This window comes from Nitrospira sp. Kam-Ns4a, assembly GCF_965152595.1.
On the sequence record NZ_OZ224218.1, the window covers coordinates 2,442,621 to 2,459,433 of the forward strand.

Here is a 16,813-nt window from a genome sequence, read left to right on the forward strand (position 1 = left end):
AGAGCTGCTCCGATGACGCCCCCTCGTCAGGTGCGGTCGGGCCGCGCCGGGCTGGTGTCGCATTCGGTGACTGCCCGGATGGCATCGCGGACGATCCCGACCATGCGGGCCAGCTCCTGGACCGTGATGATCAGGGGCGGCATGAGGACGACGACGTTGCCCAGGGGCCGGATCAGCAGCCCGCGGCGCCGGGCCTCCATCGCGACACGGTGGCCGACCCGCTCAGCCAGCGGATAGGGGGTGCGGGTCGCCCGGTCCCGGACCAGCTCGATGCCGACCATGAACCCGCACTGCCGGATGTCGCCCACGTGGGCGAGCCTGCCGATCGGGCGGAGGAGCCGCCGCAGCGCGGCGATCTTGGGACGCAGCCGCGCGAGCGTCCGGGCCTTGCGGAAGACCGCCAGGTTCGCAAGCGCGACGGCGCAGCCCAGCGCGTTCCCCGTAAAGCTGTGCCCATGGAAGAAGGTCTTCCACTCGCCGTACGCCCCGAGAAAGGCCCGATAGATCTCTTCCGTCGCGAGCGTGGCGCCGAGTGGCAGGTAGCCGCCCGTGAGCCCCTTGCTGAGCGCCATCAGATCCGGCGTGACGCCTTCGTGCGCGCAGGCGAACAGCCTGCCGGTCCGCCCGAATCCCGTCGCGACCTCGTCGGCGATCAAGAGGACGTCGTAGCGGGTGCACAGCTCGCGCAGCCGCGCCAGGTACCCCCGCGGCGCCGTGATCATGCCGGCCGCCGCCTGAACCAGCGGCTCGACCACGAACCCGGCCAGCTCCCGGTGGTGGCGCTTCAGGAGTGACTCCACCGGCTCCAGACAGGCCAGGGCGCAGGAAGGGTAGGTCTTCCCCAGCGGGCAGCGATAACAGTAGGGCGCGGGCACCGCCATCGTCCGGAACTGGAGCGGGCGGAAGCGGCCCTGGAACAGCGCGATGCCGCCCACACTCATCGCGCCGACGGTGTCGCCGTGGTAGGCCAGGGCGAGGTGCGCGAAGGTCCGCTTGGGCCCGGCCCGCCGCCCGCATTGCTGCCAGTACTGCAGCGCCATCTTGAGCGCGACCTCGACGGCGGTGGAGCCGTCGTCGGAGTAGAAGACGCGGGTCAATCCCTTCGGCGCCAGCCGGACCAGCTCGCGCGCGAGCCGGATGGCCGGGGGGCTCGAGAGCCCCAGCAGGGTGCTGTGCGCCACCCGGCCGAGTTGCTCCCGGATCGCCCGATCGAGAGCCGGATGCCGATGGCCGTGGATGTTCACCCACAGTGAAGAGACGCCGTCCAAGTAGGTCCGCCCGTCGGTGTCGGTCAGCGACGCGCCGCGGCCGCGCTCGATGATCACGGGCACCTCGGCGGCCCACTCCTGCATCTGCGTGAACGGATGCCACAGGTAGCGGCGGTCCCAGGCGGCGAGCTGCACGGTGCGGGAGCGCGGCGGCCGGGGCGGCAGGGATGAGTGCATGCGGATCACAGAGGCCTGGGGTGGATCACGGAGATCGGCTGAGTATGCCTGAACGGATTCCGCTTTGACAACCTCCGGGCCAGTTACTATAATGGTTTAATTTTCTTGCCAACGAGGAGGGATTTGCAGACTCACATCCGGAACTTCTCTATTATCGCGCATATCGATCACGGGAAATCCACCCTCGCTGACCGGTTTCTCGAAGTCACCGGCGCCATCACGGCCCGGGAGTTCCGCGAACAAATCCTCGACGCCATGGACCTGGAGCGTGAGCGCGGGATCACGATCAAGGCCCATGCGGTCGCGATCCGGTATCAGGCGAGGGATGGGCGGACCTACGCCCTCCATCTGATTGATACGCCCGGCCACGTGGATTTCACCTATGAGGTCTCGCGCAGCCTGGCCGCCTGCGAAGGAGCGCTCCTGCTCGTGGACGCGAGCCAGGGCGTGGAGGCGCAGACCATCGCGAACGCCTACCTGGCGATCGCGAACAACCTGGTCATCATCCCCGTGATCAACAAAATCGATCTTCCCAGCGCCGACGTCGAGGGCGTCAAGCATCAGATCCAGGAGGTCCTGGGCCTCAATGCCACAGACGCGCTTCTTGTCAGCGCCAAGGAAGGCCGCGGGATCGTGGAGGTTTTGGAGGCGGTGATCGCGCGGATCCCGCCCCCGGCGGGCGATCCAGGGAAACCGCTCAAGGCCCTGGTCTTCGACTCCTGGTTCGACAACTACCAGGGCGTAGTTGTGCTGATCCGGATCATTGACGGGATCGTCCGGCCGGGGATGAAGATCCTGGTCATGTCCAGCCAGCGGGTCTTCGAGGTGTCCGAGGTCGGCCAGTTCACGCCCAAGCGGACGAAGACCGAGAGCCTCGGCACCGGCGAGGTCGGCTACCTCTGCGCCGGCATGAAGGAGGTCGCGGACACCAAGATTGGCGATACGATCACCGACGCGACCCGGCCGACGGCCCAACCGTTTCCGGGCTACAAGGAAGCCAAGCCGCTCGTCTTCTGCGGCCTCTACTCGACCGACACGGCCCGCTTCGAGGACCTGCGCGAAGCCCTCCAGAAGCTGCGCTTGAACGATTCGTCGTTCGTGTACGAGCCGGAGACCTCGCTCGCCCTGGGGTTCGGGTTCCGCTGCGGGTTCCTGGGATTGCTGCACATGGAGATCATCCAGGAACGGCTGGAGCGGGAGTACGGGCTGACCCTGATCACGACGGCCCCGACCGTCGTCTACCGAGTCGTGACGACCGCCGGCGAGGTGCTCACCATTGACAACCCGGCGAAGCTCCCGCCGCTGAACAAGATCGAGCGGTACGAGGAGCCCTTCATCCGGGCGACGATCATCACGCCGGAGCGGTACGTGGGCGGGATCCTCCAGCTCTGCCAGGACCGGCGTGGCGTCCAAAAGGGCCTCCAGTACCTCGACCCGACTCGGGTCCTGCTGACCTACGAGCTGCCGCTGAACGAGGTCATCCTCGATTTCTACGACAAGCTCAAGTCGCGCACACAGGGCTACGCGTCGCTGGACTACGAGTTGATCGGCTACCGGGAATCCGACCTGGTCAAGGTGGATCTGCTGCTGAACGGCGAGACGGTGGACGCGCTCTCGTTCATCACCCACCGGGACAAGGCCCAGGTCCGCGGGCGCCAGCTTGCCGAGAAAATAAAGGAGCTGATTCCCAAGCAGATGTTCGAGGTGGCGGTCCAGGCCGCGATCGGGAACAAGGTCATCGCTCGCGAGACGATCGGGGCGCTCAAGAAGAACGTCACCGCCAAGTGCTACGGCGGCGACATCACCAGGAAGCGAAAACTGTGGGAGAAACAGAAAGAAGGCAAGAAGCGCATGAAGCAGGTGGGGCGAGTCGAGGTGCCCCAGGAAGCCTTCCTGGCACTGCTGAAGGTGACGGGGGAGTGACCATGGACCGGACTCCACGGAGCATCGAAGAGACGCAGGGTGCCTCGGCCGAGCCGATCTCCTCGTCGGGCGTGGCCGAGCCCTTGAGCCTCCCGGAGACGGCGGCGGAGCCCGCGCCCGCGCAGCCGGCGCGCAAGTCGCTCGTCCGCGAATACGCGGAGGCCATCATCGTGGCGATGCTGCTGGCCTTCGCGATCCGGGTGTTCGTCGTCCAGGCGTTTAAGATCCCCTCCGGCTCGATGATCCCCACGCTCCTGATCGGGGACCACATCCTGGTCAGCAAGCTCTCTTACGGGCTTCAGTGGCCGACCGATTGCAAGGTCAAGCTGGCCTTCCCGCCGGTCACCTGCTACGCCTCGAAGACCCTGATCGAGTTCGGCAAACCCCGGCGGGGCGACATCATCGTCTTCCGGTATCCGGAGGACGAGGACAAGGACTTCATCAAGCGGATCATCGGGCTCCCGGGCGATCGGATTCAGATCGTGAACAAGACGGTCTACATCAACGGCCAGCCTTACGATGACCGGGCATTCACCCAGCGCGTGGACCCTGGCGTCATTGACGGCGCGATCAACCCACGGGACAACTTCGGGCCCGTGACAGTGCCGGAGGGGTCCTACTTCGTCATGGGGGACAACCGAGACCAGAGCCTCGACAGCCGGTTCTGGGGCTTCGTGACCGCCGACAAGATCCGGGGCAACGCGTTCCGCATCTATTGGTCTTGGAGCGGCCAGGGCAAATGGTACGAGTGGGTACGATGGGAGCGAATCGGCAAGGCGATCCACTAGGGCGCGCGCGCGCAGCGGCGTCGAGTGGCCCGGCGGCTGACGCACACCCCTTGCCGCCGGCCCGGCTGCGGGCGCTGCAGCAGCACATCGCGCGCTTCCCACAGGCCCGCATCCTGGTCGTGGGGGACCTGATCCTGGACCATTACATCTGGGGCAAGGTGAACCGGATCTCGCCGGAAGCGCCCGTGCCGGTCGTGCACGTCCACTCCGAGTCGCTCCAGCTCGGTGGCGCCGCGAACGTCTATAACAATATTCTGGCCCTCGGCGGGCAAGCCGATCTCTGCGGGGTAGTCGGGGCGGACGAGAGCGGGCGGCTGTTGCTCAAGGAGCTGGGGCGCCGGCGGCCGGTCGGTGCCGGCGGCCGGGGCGGCGTGATCATTGATCCGGATCGGCCGACCACGCGGAAGACCCGCGTGATCGCGCACCACCAGCAGGTCGTCCGCTACGACGTCGAGCGCATCGCCGAGATTACCCCGCGCCTCCAGCAACGCATTCTCCGGTACGTCGAGTCCCGGCTGCGGGAAATCGTCTGCCTGGTCGTCTCGGACTATGCGAAGGGGGTCATCACCGGGCCGCTGATGGCGGAGCTGATCCGCCTGGCCTCGCTGCGCCGCATCCCGCTCGTGGTGGACCCCAAGGTCGAGCACTTCGCCTATTACAAGGGCGTGACCGTGGTGACCCCGAACCACCTGGAGGCCGCCCAGGCGGCCGGTCTAGCCCAGGCCGAGGACGACCGGGCGGTGGCCGAAGCGGGCGAAGTGATCCGGCAGCGCCTGGGCTGCCAGTGCGTGCTCGTGACGCGCGGGGAGAAGGGGATGAGCCTGTTCGAAGCCGACGGCTCGAGCTGGCACATCCCGACGAGGGCTCGCCAGGTCTACGACGTGACCGGCGCTGGCGACACGGTCGTGGGCACGCTGGCGCTGGCGCTCGCCACCGGCGCGAGCCTGCGGGACGCCGCGCTGCTCGCGAACCAGGCGGCTGGTATCGTGGTCGGGCTCGTCGGCACGGCGACCGTCACCGGACCACAGCTTTCGGAGGCCCTGGCCCATGCCTGACCGCGAGCTGTCCGTGACCGTCGTGATCCCGGCCCGCTACGGCTCGTCGCGGTTTCCCGGCAAGCCCCTCGCCCGGCTGCTCGGGAAACCACTGATCCAGCACGTCTACGAGCGGGTGCGCAGCTCGCGCGGGGTGGACGCCGTGCTGGTCGCGACGGACGACGCCCGCATCCGCGACGCCGTGGTCGGGTTCGGCGGACGGGCTGTGTTGACCACAGAGCCCTATCGAACGGGGTCAGACCGCGTCGCGGCGGTCGCGCGCGAGCTGCCGGGGCACATTTTCGTCAACGTCCAAGGGGACGAGATCGTCCTGCACCCGGACCTCCTCAGCGACCTGGTGGTGCCCTTCCTCGCAAGTGGAGCGGGGATAGGGACGCTCAAGCGCCGGCTGGACGATCCCGCCGATTTGGAGAACCCGGCGATCGTGAAGGTCACCACCGACACGAACGGCGGCGCGCTCTATTTTTCGCGCGCGCCGATCCCGCACGTCCGCGATCGGCAGGGACACGCCGTCGCCGGGTTGCATTACGGTCACCTCGGCCTTTACAGTTATACCCGCGAGACGCTGGCGCGCTTCGCCGCCCTGCCGACCGGCGTCCTGGAGGAAGCCGAGCAGCTCGAGCAGCTCCGCGCGCTGGAGCACGGGATTCCGATCCGGGTGTGGGAGACCGTCCATCCGTCCCTCCGGGTGGACACCCCGGAAGATCTCGCGCGGGCTGAGGCCGCGCTGCAGCGGCTGGTGCCCGCCGGAGGGATCGTGCGACCGGCGCCCGTGGGAGGAGAACGATGAGCAAGTACATCTTCGTGACCGGCGGCGTGGTCTCCTCCCTCGGGAAGGGGCTCGCCTCCGCCTCCATCGGCAACCTGCTGGAGAGCCGCGGGCTCAAGATCACGTTCCTCAAGCTCGACCCCTACATCAACGTGGACCCTGGCACGATGAACCCCTACCAGCACGGGGAGGTCTACGTCACGGACGACGGAGCCGAGACGGACCTCGACCTCGGCCACTACGAGCGATACACGTCGCTCACGCTGAGCCGCAACAACAACTACACCACCGGCCGGATCTACCACAGCGTCATCCAGAAGGAGCGGCGCGGCGACTATCTCGGCGGCACCGTTCAGGTGGTGCCCCACATCACCGACGAGATCAAGCGCACGATCCTGGAGGTCGCAAAGGGCACGGACGTGGCGATCATCGAGATCGGAGGCACGGTCGGGGACATCGAGAGCCTGCCGTTCCTCGAGGCGATCCGCCAGCTCCCCTACGACGTGGGCCGGGAGAACGTCCTCTACGTGCACCTGACCCTGGTGCCCTACATCGGAGCGGCCGGAGAGCTGAAGACGAAGCCCACCCAGCACTCCGTCAACAAGCTCCGCGAGATCGGCATCCAGCCCAACATCCTGCTCTGCCGCACGGACCGGTACCTCCCGCCAGACCTCAAGGCGAAGATCGCGCTCTTTTGCAACCTGGAGAAGGACGCGGTGATCACCGCCAAAGACGTCGAGACGGTCTATGAGGTTCCCATCGTGTTCCGGAAAGAGGGCCTGGACGAGCTGATCGTCCGGCTGCTCAAGCTCGAGACCGGCCCGCCCAACCTCCGGGAGTGGGACACGATGGTCCAGAAGATCAAGTACCCGAAGCACGAGGTCGTGATTGCCCTGGCCGGGAAGTACGTCGGCCTGAAGGAGTCCTACAAGAGCCTGACCGAGGCCCTGGTCCACGGCGGCATCGAGCACGAGACGCGCGTGAACGTGCAGTGGATCGAAGCCTCGGACATCGAACGGCAGGGGACGGAGCGGCTCCTCAAGGACGCGGACGGCATCCTGATCCCGGGCGGGTTCGGCAATCGCGGGATCGAGGGCAAGATCGAGACGATCCGGTACGCGCGGGAGCACCGAATCCCGTTCTTCGGCCTGTGCCTGGGCATGCAGCTCGCTGTGGTCGAGCTGGCCCGCCACGTCGCGGGCCTGGTTGGCGCGAACAGCGCGGAGTTCGATCCGGACACGCCGCACCCCGTGATCCACCTCATGGCCGAGCAGCGAGGCGTGAGTGACAAGGGCGGGACGATGCGGCTGGGCGCCTACCCCTGCCGCATCCTGGAGGGCAGCCTGGCCCACAAGGCCTATGGCGTCCTGGAAGTGCGGGAGCGCCATCGGCACCGCTACGAATTCAACAACGCCTACCGCGACCGGCTGGGCGAGCACGGACTGGTGGCGAGCGGCTTCTCGCCTGACGGCCAGCTCGTCGAGATCATCGAGCTGCGCGACCACCCCTGGTTTGTCGCGACCCAGTTCCATCCGGAGTTCACGTCGCGGCCGCACCGGCCGCATCCGCTGTTCCGGGAGTTCGTCGGTGCAGCCCTGCGCCGCAAATGCGGGAGCTGACGGCAGAAGCGATGAGCGACGCTCAAAGCGCCAGGCCGTACGAAGTGGACATCGGCCCCTTTAAAGTCGGGGGGACGCAGCGGCATTTCCTCATCGCCGGCCCCTGCGTGATCGAGAGCGAAGCGCTCGCGCTGAAGACCGCCGAGCAGATCGCGGAGATCGCGGCCGCTCTCGGCATCCCGTACATCTTTAAGTCGTCCTACGACAAGGCGAACCGGACCTCGATCCACTCGTTCCGGGGGCCCGGACTGGCGGAGGGGCTGGAGGTATTGCGAAAGATCCGGGAGCAGGTTGGGGTCCCCGTGCTGACGGACGTGCACAGCGTCGAGGAGGCGAGCCGGGCCGGCGAAGTCGTGGACGTGCTCCAGATCCCCGCCTTCCTCTGCCGGCAAACGGACCTGCTGGTGGCCGCGGCGAAGACCGGCCGCGTGGTGAACGTCAAAAAGGGGCAGTTCCTGTCGCCCTGGGACATGGGCAACGTCGTCACGAAGCTGGAGGAGACGGGAAACCGGCGCCTGCTCCTCACCGAGCGGGGGGCCTCCTTCGGCTACAACAACCTGGTCGTGGACATGCGCTCGCTGCCGATCATGCGGAGCTTCGGCTACCCCGTGGTGTTCGACGCCACGCACAGCGTCCAGCTTCCGGGCGGGAGCGGGACACGCTCCTCCGGGCAGCGCGAGTTCGTGGCGCCGCTGGCCTGCGCGGCCGCGGCCGCGGGCTGCGACGGGTTCTTCATGGAGGTCCACCCGAATCCGGACGCGGCCCTGTCGGACGGCCCGAACATGGTGCCGCTCCACCAGCTCAAGCCGCTCCTCGAGCACGTGCAACGGATCTGTGCGGTCGCGGGGAAAGGCCCCGAAGGACTGACATGAGCATCGAGCACGGCAGGCGGGTGTTGGAGATCGAAGCCCGGGCAGTCCGCGATCTCATCGCACGCCTCGACCACCGGTTCGAGCAGGCGGTCCGAATCCTCTACGACTGCGCCGGAAAGGTTGTCGTCTCCGGGATGGGGAAGTCCGGCCTGATCGGCCAGAAGATCGCGGCTACCCTCGCCAGCACCGGGACGCCCGCGTTTTTCCTCCATCCGGCAGAGGGCGTGCACGGGGATCTCGGCATGCTGGGGCGCCAGGACGTGTTCATCGCGATCTCCAACAGCGGCGAGACCGAGGAGCTGCTCACGCTCCTCCCGTTTGTGAAGCGGCTGAGTGTTCCGGTTATCGCGTTGACCGGCCGGACCGGCTCCACGCTGGCGAAGAACAGCGACGTGGTCCTGGACATCTCTGTGGCGGAGGAGGCCTGCCCGCTGGGCTTGGCCCCGACAGCGAGCACGACCGCGACCCTGGCGATGGGGGACGCGCTGGCGATCGCGCTCCTGCAGGAGCGCGGCTTCAAGGAGGAGGACTTCGCGCAGGTTCATCCGGGCGGCGTCCTCGGCCGTCGCCTGCTGCTCAAGGTCCGGGACCTCATGCACCAGGGAGAAGCTGTTCCCCGGGTCCGGCAGGACGCCCCGGCGCAGGAAGCGATCCTCGAGATGACCTCCAAGAAGCTCGGGATGACGACGGTCGTGGACCAAGCCGGCGAGTTGGTCGGCGTCATCACGGACGGGGACCTGCGACGGTTCCTCGAGAAAGGACAAGACCTCGCCCGGTCCGTCGCCGGGGACCTCGGGAGCAAGCGGCCCAAGACGATCGGGCCGGACGAGCTGGCGACCAAGGCCCTGTCCATGATGGAGCAACATGCGATCACCTCGCTGGTCGTGACTGACGAGCCCCGCCGGATCATCGGCGTGCTGCACTTGCACGACCTCTTGAAGAGCGGAGTGATCTGAGGCAGGCCGGACACCGTCCGAGCGTGGGGAAGCGGGTAGGCGCATGCGGGTCACAGAGGCCTATAAGGAATCGCAGGCCATTCGAGCGGCCGGAACCCGTGCGGGACAGGCCAATCTCAACCTGCCGAACCTGCTCACGTTCGGGCGCATCTTGCTCATCCCGGTCTTCGTCCTGTTGTTCTTGACCCCGACGCCGGAGCGGGCCATCGCTGCCGCCGCCGTCTTCACGGTCGCGGCCGTGACTGACCTGCTGGATGGGTACCTGGCGCGGCGCCGGTCCGAGGTGACGAAGCTCGGGCGGCTGCTGGACCCGATCGCGGACAAGCTGCTGGTGCTGTCCGGACTTATCCTGCTGGTCCAGTTCCAACGCGTCCACGCAGTCGTCGCCATCCTGATCATTGCACGGGAAGTGGCGGTCACCGGGGTCCGCGCGATCGCCGCCGCCGAAGGGTTCGTCCTCTCGGCCGAGACGAGCGGGAAGTACAAGATGGTGGCCCAGGTGGTCGCCATCGTCCTGCTGATCCTCGAGGATGGGATCTTCCCGGAAGCCTGGAACCTCCACCTCATCGGCACGATCCTGCTTTACACCGCCCTGGCTTTGGGTCTCGTGTCCGGGGGCCGCTATCTCGTGAGCTTCTGGCGGCAGGTGGGGAGCAAAGGGCTCTAAGCCGCTGCGGGCGGACGGCGCGCGGCTCCCCAGTCCTGTCATGGTGAACCAGTGGATTCCAGCAATGCTGGCGGTCGGGGGCTACCTGCTGGGGTCCGTGCCGTTCGGCGTGCTCGTCGCCAAAGGCCTGGGCAAACCTGACCCAAGAACCGCCGGCAGCCGCAACATCGGGTTTACGAACGTCTTACGGGTCTGCGGCAAGACGGCCGGTGTGCTGACGTTGATCGGCGACGTGGGCAAAGGCTGGGTCGTCGCCGCGACCGCCGCAGCCCTATTGGAGCACGAGGGCTGGATGCTGGCCGCGGCCCTTGCGCCGGTCCTCGGCCACCTGTTCCCCATATTCTTGGGCTTCCGGGGGGGGAAGGGGGTGGCTACGGCCATGGGCGCGGTGCTGGGTGTCGCCCCGCCGGTGGGGTTCGGGTTGCTCCTGGTCTGGCTGGCGTCGGTCGGATTCTGGCGCTATTCCTCTGGAGGGGCGCTCGCGGCCTTTGCAGCGCTTCCGGTCCTCGGCCTCCTTCTTCACGGGACGTGGAGCTTCCTGCTCTTCTCGTTGCTGCTGTCCGGGCTCATCACGGTGCGTCACAAAGACAATATCATCAGGCTCTGGCACGGAACCGAGCCCAAACTCGGCCGGCCAAGCCTCGACGTCTAGGGAATTTAAGGACGGGGGAGTTGCTTTTTGGTGTTGCTCGGGCTACACAAGAGCGAGGGTTCGGGGAAGGGCGAGCCGGCCCTCGGCTGGTAGTTGACATAATGCCCCTTATCCGACATGATACACGCAATTCGTCCTCATCCATGACGGCCGAATTTCTCCACCGTGTCCGCAAGGACCTCACGATCACCCTCGACGGGGTTCGGGAGACTGTGCTCGCGATCGCTGAGCGTGTCACCCGGAAGGTCCAAATCCTGAACCTGCAGTGGAACGCCGCTTCGCTCGGCGACCAGATCGCCTCGGCCCACCAGGAACTTGGCCAGCACCTCTGCGCCGTCCTATCGGAGGACCAAGTGGCACACCGCCTCGATGGGCCGGCCCGTGCCGCCATTGAGCAGCGGCTCGCCGATTGCGCCCGGCGCATCCGCTTGCTCAAGCGCGATCTGGACCGGACCGAGGGGGTCATCAACGAGCTGGAGCGGGAAGCGTTACGGGAGGAATTGTTGGCCTTGCAGCGGGACCTCACGGTCCAGTCCGCGCTCGTGGAGCGCCTCGTCGTGCCTCGGGGGTCGGCGGCCATCGGCCAGTCCGTGCGAGACCTGAGCCTCCCGACCGGCGTGCGTCTCGTCGCCCTATTTCGCGGCCCGACGCTGCTGCTCTCCTTCGAGCACCTGCGATTCCGGGCAGGAGACGCCGTCGTCCTGCTCGGTGTGCGCGACGATCTCAAGCAGGCCGTCTCCCGGTTCCTGGCTCGGCAAAGTGCGACGGCCTGATGGCACTACTCTGTCTCGTCAGCCCTCGCTCGTCAAGGCCGCTTGTAACACGGAGGTCCTATGAAGTTCCGGAGTCGCGTCGCAGTTATCGGTTGTCTGGTCGCTCTCTCGTCCATCTGCCCGCTTCCGTTCTCGGCCTCGCTGGGCACCAGCCCCGCGCTGGCCCGGGCGGAGAGCGATGGGTTGAAGCTCCTGCAGCAATTCGAGGACGTGATCACGGACTTGGCCGAGCGGGTCAAGCCCGCTGTGGTGAACGTGCTGCCCGTCCAGGGACCTGGGCGGTCTTCGAAGGAACTCCCGCGCGAGCGCATGCCCAACAACCCTGGCACCGGCTCCGGCGTGATCATTGACGCGGAGGGCCACATCGTCACGAACAATCACGTGGTCGGCGACGCCGCCGAGGTCGAGGTGCGGCTCTCAGACAAGACCAAGTACGTCGCCCAGGTGGTCGGCAAGGACCCGGACACCGACCTCGCGGTGCTGAAGGTCACGCCGGACCGCCCCCTCCCCTATGTCAGCTTCGGCGATTCCGGCACCGTGAAGGTAGGCCAGTGGGTCATGGCGGTGGGGAATCCCTTCGGGCTCGATCGGACGGTGACGCTCGGGGTCGTGAGCGGGATCGGCCGCGAGAACATGAACCTGTCGCGCTACGAGCACTTCATCCAGACGGACGCTTCCATCAATCCCGGCAACTCGGGGGGGCCGCTCTTCAACATGCGGGGCGAGGTGATCGGGATCAATACGGCCATCATTAACTTCGCGCAAGGCATCGGATTTGCGATCCCCTCCAACATGGCCAAGCAGGTTATTCACCAGCTCATGACACGCGGCAAGGTCGTCCGCGGGTGGCTCGGCGTGGGGATCCAGCCGCTGACCGCCGAGTTGGCGACGAAGTTCGGCGTCAAGGAAGGCGAGGGCGTGCTCGTCAACGAGGTCTTCGAGAACGACCCGGCCGCCCGCGCCGGGGTAAAGCCGGGCGATATCATCACGAAGGTGGACGGCAAGCCGGTGGACACCCCCAACAGCCTCTCCCGGCTGATCGCCAGCCTGGCCCCTGGGGACACGACGCAGCTCGAGATCCTTCGCGACGGGAAGCGCCACGTCCTCTCGGTGGCCCTGAGCGAGCGGCGGGAGGCCACGACGGTCGCGTCGGTGCCGCCCTCCAAGCAGGACCTCAAGCTGGGCATTGACGTCCAAGACCTGACGGCAGAGCTGGCCGAGAAGTTTAAGCTCAAGGAGAGCACCGGCGTCCTGATCACGAAGGTGGATCAGGGCAGCGCGGCGCAGGTGGAAGGGCTCCGCGAAGGCGACCTTATCAAGGAGGTCAACCGGAAGGAAGTGACCACGGTGCGGGAGTTCACCGAGGCCATCACGCGCCTGAAGCGGGGCGAGACGGTGCTCCTTCGGGTCCTCCGCGAGAACCGCGCCTTCTACGTGGTGCTGAAGCCGTCAGACAAGTGAGCCAAGATTATCGCGGCTGACGCGAAGGGCAGGCGCGCGTCTCGGCTGGCGGGCAAGATCGCCGGGGTGGTGACAACCGCTCCGGCACGCGCGCAAGGTCGCTCGTTGTCTCTTGACAACGACCTCCAGGAAACTCGTCTCAATGCGATATGGGTCTATCCACTCGGCCCTGCACTGGCTTCACTGGGAGACAGCCTGCTTGGCGGCCTTGTGCTCTTCGATCACGCGGGCGGCGAGCTCGCGGGGCACTTCCTCGTACGTGGCAAACTCCATCGAGTAAGTGCCGCGCCCGCCGGTGATCGAGTTGAGGGTCGTCGCGTACTTGAGCACTTCGGCCAAGGGGACGAGCGCCTTGATCGTCTGGATGCTGCCCTTGGCTGTGACACCCTGAATGCGGCCCCTTCGGGCGTTCAAGTCCCCGATCACCGCCCCGATGACGTCGTCCGGGGTCGTCACCTCCACGCTCATGATGGGCTCCAGCAGGACGGGGTTGGCCTGCTCCATCGCTTTCTTGAATCCCATCGAGGCCGCGATCTTGAAGGACAGCTCGGACGAATCCACCGTGTGGTAGGAGCCGTCGTAGACCGTGACCTTAAGATCCACCACCGGGAAGCCAGCGAGGATCCCTTCCTGCATGGCTTCCACGACGCCCTTCTCCACCGCCGGAATGAAATTTCTCGGGATCGCCCCGCCGACGATCTTATTCTCGAACTGAAAGCCCTGCCCGCGGGGGAGCGGATCGAGCTGCAGCCAGCAGTCCCCGTACTGCCCGTGCCCGCCCGTCTGTTTCTTGTACTTGCCCTGCGCCTGCGCCATCTTCCGGATGGTTTCCTTATACGGCACCTTCGGAGTGTGGATCGTGACTTCCACCCCGTATTTCCGCCGGAGCTTCTCGAACGTCACGTCCACGTGGAGTTGCCCCATCCCGCTGAGGATCATCTCCTTGGTCTCAACGTTGCGGACAAATTCCAGCGTCGGGTCCTCCTCGACCAGCTTGTGCAGGCCAAGGCTGACCTTTTCCACGTCCGCCTTGCTCTTGGGCTCCAGGGCGAAGGACAGCACCGGCTTCGGAAGCTGGACCGTCGGGTAGAGGACCGGGTGCTGCTCGTCGCAGATCGTGTCGCCGGTCTGGGTGTCCTTGAGCTTGCCGATCGCGGCGAGATCGCCGGCGCTGAGCTTTTCGACCTGCGTGTACTTCTTTCCCAGGATGTAGTAGAGGTGGCCGCCCCGCTCCTTGACCTTCCGCGTGGCGTTGTAGAACCCGCCGTCCGCCTCGAGGCTGCCAGACAGGATGCGGACATAGCTCATGCGGCCCATGAAGGGATCAATGATCGTCTTGAAGACGTAACCCGAGAAGGGCTCGGCGGGGCTGGGCTGCCGTCGCACTAGCTCGCCCGTGTGGGGGTCCTTCCCCTCGATCGGCCTGGCCTGCGCCGCCTCCGCCGGTGACGGAAGATATTCGGCCAGGGCGTCCAGCAAGAGCGTGCTCCCGATGTTGCGCACCGCCGAGCCGCAGAGCACCGGGACGAACGACCGCGACCTGGTGCCCGCTTTGAGCCCCTGGCGAAGCTCGTCGGTCGTGAGGTCGCCTTCGGACAGGTACTTCTCTAGTAGGCGGTCGTCCATCTCCGCGACGCCTTCCACGAGCTTCTTCCGCGCCTCGGCCACGACGCCGGCCAGGTCGGCGGGGACGGGCCCGGCCTGCACCTTCGGGCTGTCCTTGACCGGCCGGACGGCTGAACCCGCAACCAAGTCCACCACGCCCTCCAGCCCCCCCGCCTCGCCGATCGGAACGGCGATCGGGAGCCCCTTGAACTCCAGGGCCTTTTCGCACTCCTCGAGCACCGACCCCACCGCCGTCCGCTCCTTGTCCAGCTCGTTGACGAACAGGAGGCAGGGCAGGCCCCGCTCCGTGATCACCGCCCAAATCTTCTCCAGCTCCGTCCTGATGCCGGACGAGGCACCCAGCACGATCAGGACCGCGTCCACGGCCGAGACCGCAAGTTTGGCTTCGCCCAGAAAGCTGAGAGCGCCCGGTGCATCCACGAGGTTGAACGTCGTGTCCTTCCAGTCGAAGTGCAGGACGGCTGCGCTGATCGAGAATTGCCGGTGAATTTCCTCTGGCTCGAAATCCGACACGGTATTCCCGCCGTGGACCGATCCCATTGCAGGAATCACCCCGGCGCTGTACAGCAGAGCTTCCATCAGCGACGTTTTGCCGGCCCCGGTGTACGAGACCACCGCGATGTTGCGGATTCTTTCGCTTCTGGGTTCCTTCATGACTCCTCCATGAGGGTCGGCTCGGTCAGGCCGGTGCGGATGACCCAGGGACCCGCAAGCGTCTGCAGCAGTTCTCCCCAGAGCCCGTCCGGGTCCCGGTCGAAGACGCTGGCTGGGTCGGCCTGTAGGGTCGCCCATGAGCCCATCGCCATTTCGGCCTCGAGCTGGCCAGGAGCCCAGCCGGCATAGCCCGCATAGGCCCGGAACGTCTCACCCGGACCGGCCTTGTCGAGCAAACGCTCCATGAACTCGACGCTTCCGCCCAGGAAGACCCCGTCCATGACCTGTCTGGCGTCAGGCGGGGCCTCTTTCACGCGAAAGAGCAGGAGCACGCCAGTCGGCTGGACGGGCCCCCCAAGAAAGAGGCGGTGCTTTGTCCCTTTCAGCGCAGCGATCCCGGGGAGCGCATCAGCGAGCAGCACCGGAGACGGACGGTTGACGATCAAACCGAGGGTCCCCTGCGGACCATGTTCGCATAACAGGACGACGGTTTCGCGAAAGTTGGGATCCACGAGCGCCGGGCTAGCGATCAGAAAGACGCCCTTTGCCGGCGGCGGCATCTGGATCGGGAACGCCCGCATTGGGGCCAGCCGTTCGGCTTGAACCGGGATGCCGTGGCCGCCCGATACGAACAGCGCCAAGGCCACCAACAAGCCCGCCATCCAGAGCAGGGCCCTTCCCGCTCCCTGCCAGAGGAACGGACACGCGCGCACTAGGGCACCTCGTGAGCGCTCAGGTTCCTGATCTGTGGTCGCTTATACCAAAACTCAGGTGTGTGGGCAAATCCTTTCCCGGGCGGTCCGGCCCCATCAGTTCCCCAGCCAGCCGCGGTCCGCAAAGCTGACGTAGCGTCCGTCCCCGACAATCACGTGGTCCAAGACCCGGATGCCCAGCACCTCTCCGGCCGCCACGAGACGCGCCGTGAGCGCCCGATCTTCCTGGCTCGGTTGAGGATCGCCGCTTGGGTGGTTGTGCAGGAAGATCACCGAGGCGGCGGATTCACGCACCGCGAGCGTAAAGACCTCCCGGGGATGCACAATGCTTAACGTGAGGCTCCCTTCGGAGACGGTGGCCTCGCGGATGATCGTATGCTTGGCGTCGAGCAACACGATCTTGAACACCTCGTGACGGAGGTCGCGCAGACGCGGATAGAAGTGGTGGAAAATGTCCAGGCTGGACCGGATGCGTGTCCCCGTGGACAACGGGGTGGCCATGCACCGCTTCCCCAATTCGATCGCCGCCTTGAGCTGGGCCGCCTTGGCTGGTCCGATCCCGGGAACCCCGCACAGCTCCTCGACCCCGCAGTTCAGGAGGCCCTTGAGCCCCTGTAGGCGGTCGAGCAGCTCCATGGCGACCTGCACGGCCGACGAATCGGGCCGGCCGATTCTTAGGAGGATTGCGAGCAACTGCGCATGGGAAAGCGCCTCGGGCCCCTCCCGCAGCAGCCGCTCGCGGGGACGCTCACATTCCGGCCAGCGTTTGATACCCTTCCGTGTTTTTTGGGGATGCAGCTACGGGACGCCCCTGTCGCATGAATCACCCAGTACAGTGAC

At 66.4% G+C, this 16,813-nt stretch carries 15 protein-coding genes; 11 read left to right on the forward strand and 4 right to left on the reverse strand.

Annotated elements, in window-relative coordinates:
* Positions 1-26: 26 nt before the first annotated feature.
* On the reverse strand, positions 27-1,445 hold the full coding sequence (gene bioA, locus ACWHYQ_RS12245; protein WP_447972407.1) for an adenosylmethionine--8-amino-7-oxononanoate transaminase: 1,419 nt from the start codon (positions 1,443-1,445) through the stop codon (positions 27-29).
* A gap of 123 nt (positions 1,446-1,568) precedes the next feature.
* Here bioA and lepA point away from each other — a divergent pair, with 123 nt between their 5' ends.
* The 11 genes from lepA (at position 1,569) to ACWHYQ_RS12300 (ending at position 12,980) form a co-directional block, all read left to right on the forward strand.
* Positions 1,569-3,368, forward strand: a complete 1,800-nt coding sequence (gene lepA / locus ACWHYQ_RS12250) for a translation elongation factor 4 (RefSeq protein ID WP_447972408.1) — start codon at positions 1,569-1,571, stop codon at positions 3,366-3,368.
* A gap of 2 nt (positions 3,369-3,370) precedes the next feature.
* A complete protein-coding gene (lepB, locus tag ACWHYQ_RS12255; RefSeq protein ID WP_447972409.1) occupies positions 3,371-4,156 on the forward strand; it encodes a signal peptidase I in 786 nt (261 codons plus the stop codon).
* Entirely contained in the window at positions 4,126-5,211 is a 1,086-nt protein-coding gene (gene rfaE1 / locus ACWHYQ_RS12260) for a D-glycero-beta-D-manno-heptose-7-phosphate kinase (RefSeq protein WP_447972410.1), read from the forward strand. Before lepB ends, rfaE1 begins: the two co-directional genes overlap by 31 nt.
* Before the next feature lie 7 nt (positions 5,212-5,218).
* Positions 5,219-6,001 carry a 3-deoxy-manno-octulosonate cytidylyltransferase gene (gene kdsB / locus ACWHYQ_RS12265; protein ID WP_447975560.1) on the forward strand — a complete coding sequence of 261 codons (783 nt, stop codon included), beginning with the start codon at positions 5,219-5,221 and terminating at the stop codon, positions 5,999-6,001.
* On the forward strand, positions 5,998-7,599 hold the full coding sequence (locus ACWHYQ_RS12270; protein WP_447972411.1) for a CTP synthase: 1,602 nt from the start codon (positions 5,998-6,000) through the stop codon (positions 7,597-7,599). The genes kdsB and ACWHYQ_RS12270 overlap by 4 nt, the downstream gene beginning before the upstream one ends.
* Positions 7,600-7,610: 11 nt before the next feature.
* Positions 7,611-8,471, forward strand: coding sequence for a 3-deoxy-8-phosphooctulonate synthase (gene kdsA, locus ACWHYQ_RS12275; RefSeq protein WP_447972412.1), 861 nt, complete (start codon positions 7,611-7,613; stop codon positions 8,469-8,471).
* Positions 8,468-9,427 (forward strand): KpsF/GutQ family sugar-phosphate isomerase, encoded by a 960-nt coding sequence (locus tag ACWHYQ_RS12280; protein WP_447972413.1) that lies wholly within the window; start codon positions 8,468-8,470, stop codon positions 9,425-9,427. The genes kdsA and ACWHYQ_RS12280 overlap by 4 nt, the downstream gene beginning before the upstream one ends.
* 43 nt (positions 9,428-9,470) lie before the next feature.
* Complete coding sequence (gene pgsA, locus ACWHYQ_RS12285; RefSeq protein WP_447972414.1) at positions 9,471-10,094, forward strand: CDP-diacylglycerol--glycerol-3-phosphate 3-phosphatidyltransferase; 624 nt, start codon at positions 9,471-9,473, stop codon at positions 10,092-10,094.
* A 64-nt stretch (positions 10,095-10,158) separates the two neighbouring features.
* On the forward strand, positions 10,159-10,746 hold the full coding sequence (gene plsY, locus ACWHYQ_RS12290; protein WP_447972415.1) for a glycerol-3-phosphate 1-O-acyltransferase PlsY: 588 nt from the start codon (positions 10,159-10,161) through the stop codon (positions 10,744-10,746).
* A 143-nt stretch (positions 10,747-10,889) separates the two neighbouring features.
* The gene (locus ACWHYQ_RS12295) at positions 10,890-11,519 is read left to right on the forward strand and encodes a TrkA C-terminal domain-containing protein (protein ID WP_447972416.1); all 630 of its coding nucleotides are present in this window, start codon (positions 10,890-10,892) and stop codon (positions 11,517-11,519) included.
* A gap of 60 nt (positions 11,520-11,579) precedes the next feature.
* Entirely contained in the window at positions 11,580-12,980 is a 1,401-nt protein-coding gene (locus ACWHYQ_RS12300) for a Do family serine endopeptidase (RefSeq protein ID WP_447972417.1), read from the forward strand.
* A gap of 180 nt (positions 12,981-13,160) precedes the next feature.
* Here the strand turns inward: ACWHYQ_RS12300 and fusA are convergent, their stop codons facing one another.
* The 3 genes from fusA to radC form a co-directional block, all read right to left on the reverse strand.
* Entirely contained in the window at positions 13,161-15,260 is a 2,100-nt protein-coding gene (gene fusA / locus ACWHYQ_RS12305; RefSeq protein ID WP_447972418.1) for an elongation factor G, read from the reverse strand.
* A complete protein-coding gene (locus ACWHYQ_RS12310; protein WP_447972419.1) occupies positions 15,257-15,973 on the reverse strand; it encodes a YqgE/AlgH family protein in 717 nt (238 codons plus the stop codon). The genes fusA and ACWHYQ_RS12310 overlap by 4 nt, the downstream gene beginning before the upstream one ends.
* Positions 15,974-16,069: 96 nt before the next feature.
* Positions 16,070-16,771 carry a RadC family protein gene (gene radC, locus ACWHYQ_RS12315; RefSeq protein WP_447975561.1) on the reverse strand — a complete coding sequence of 234 codons (702 nt, stop codon included), beginning with the start codon at positions 16,769-16,771 and terminating at the stop codon, positions 16,070-16,072.
* Between the last annotated feature and the right edge of the window lie 42 nt (positions 16,772-16,813).

Coding starts and splice junctions, on each gene's coding strand:
- bioA (WP_447972407.1), bottom strand. CDS start 1,445: ATGCACTCATCCCTGCCGCCCCGGCCGCCGCGCTCCCGCACCGTGCAG.
- lepB (WP_447972409.1), top strand. CDS start 3,371: ATGGACCGGACTCCACGGAGCATCGAAGAGACGCAGGGTGCCTCGGCC.
- rfaE1 (WP_447972410.1), top strand. CDS start 4,126: ATGGGAGCGAATCGGCAAGGCGATCCACTAGGGCGCGCGCGCGCAGCG.
- ACWHYQ_RS12270 (WP_447972411.1), top strand. CDS start 5,998: ATGAGCAAGTACATCTTCGTGACCGGCGGCGTGGTCTCCTCCCTCGGG.
- kdsA (WP_447972412.1), top strand. CDS start 7,611: ATGAGCGACGCTCAAAGCGCCAGGCCGTACGAAGTGGACATCGGCCCC.
- ACWHYQ_RS12280 (WP_447972413.1), top strand. CDS start 8,468: ATGAGCATCGAGCACGGCAGGCGGGTGTTGGAGATCGAAGCCCGGGCA.
- pgsA (WP_447972414.1), top strand. CDS start 9,471: ATGCGGGTCACAGAGGCCTATAAGGAATCGCAGGCCATTCGAGCGGCC.
- plsY (WP_447972415.1), top strand. CDS start 10,159: ATGCTGGCGGTCGGGGGCTACCTGCTGGGGTCCGTGCCGTTCGGCGTG.
- ACWHYQ_RS12295 (WP_447972416.1), top strand. CDS start 10,890: ATGACGGCCGAATTTCTCCACCGTGTCCGCAAGGACCTCACGATCACC.
- ACWHYQ_RS12300 (WP_447972417.1), top strand. CDS start 11,580: ATGAAGTTCCGGAGTCGCGTCGCAGTTATCGGTTGTCTGGTCGCTCTC.
- fusA (WP_447972418.1), bottom strand. CDS start 15,260: ATGAAGGAACCCAGAAGCGAAAGAATCCGCAACATCGCGGTGGTCTCG.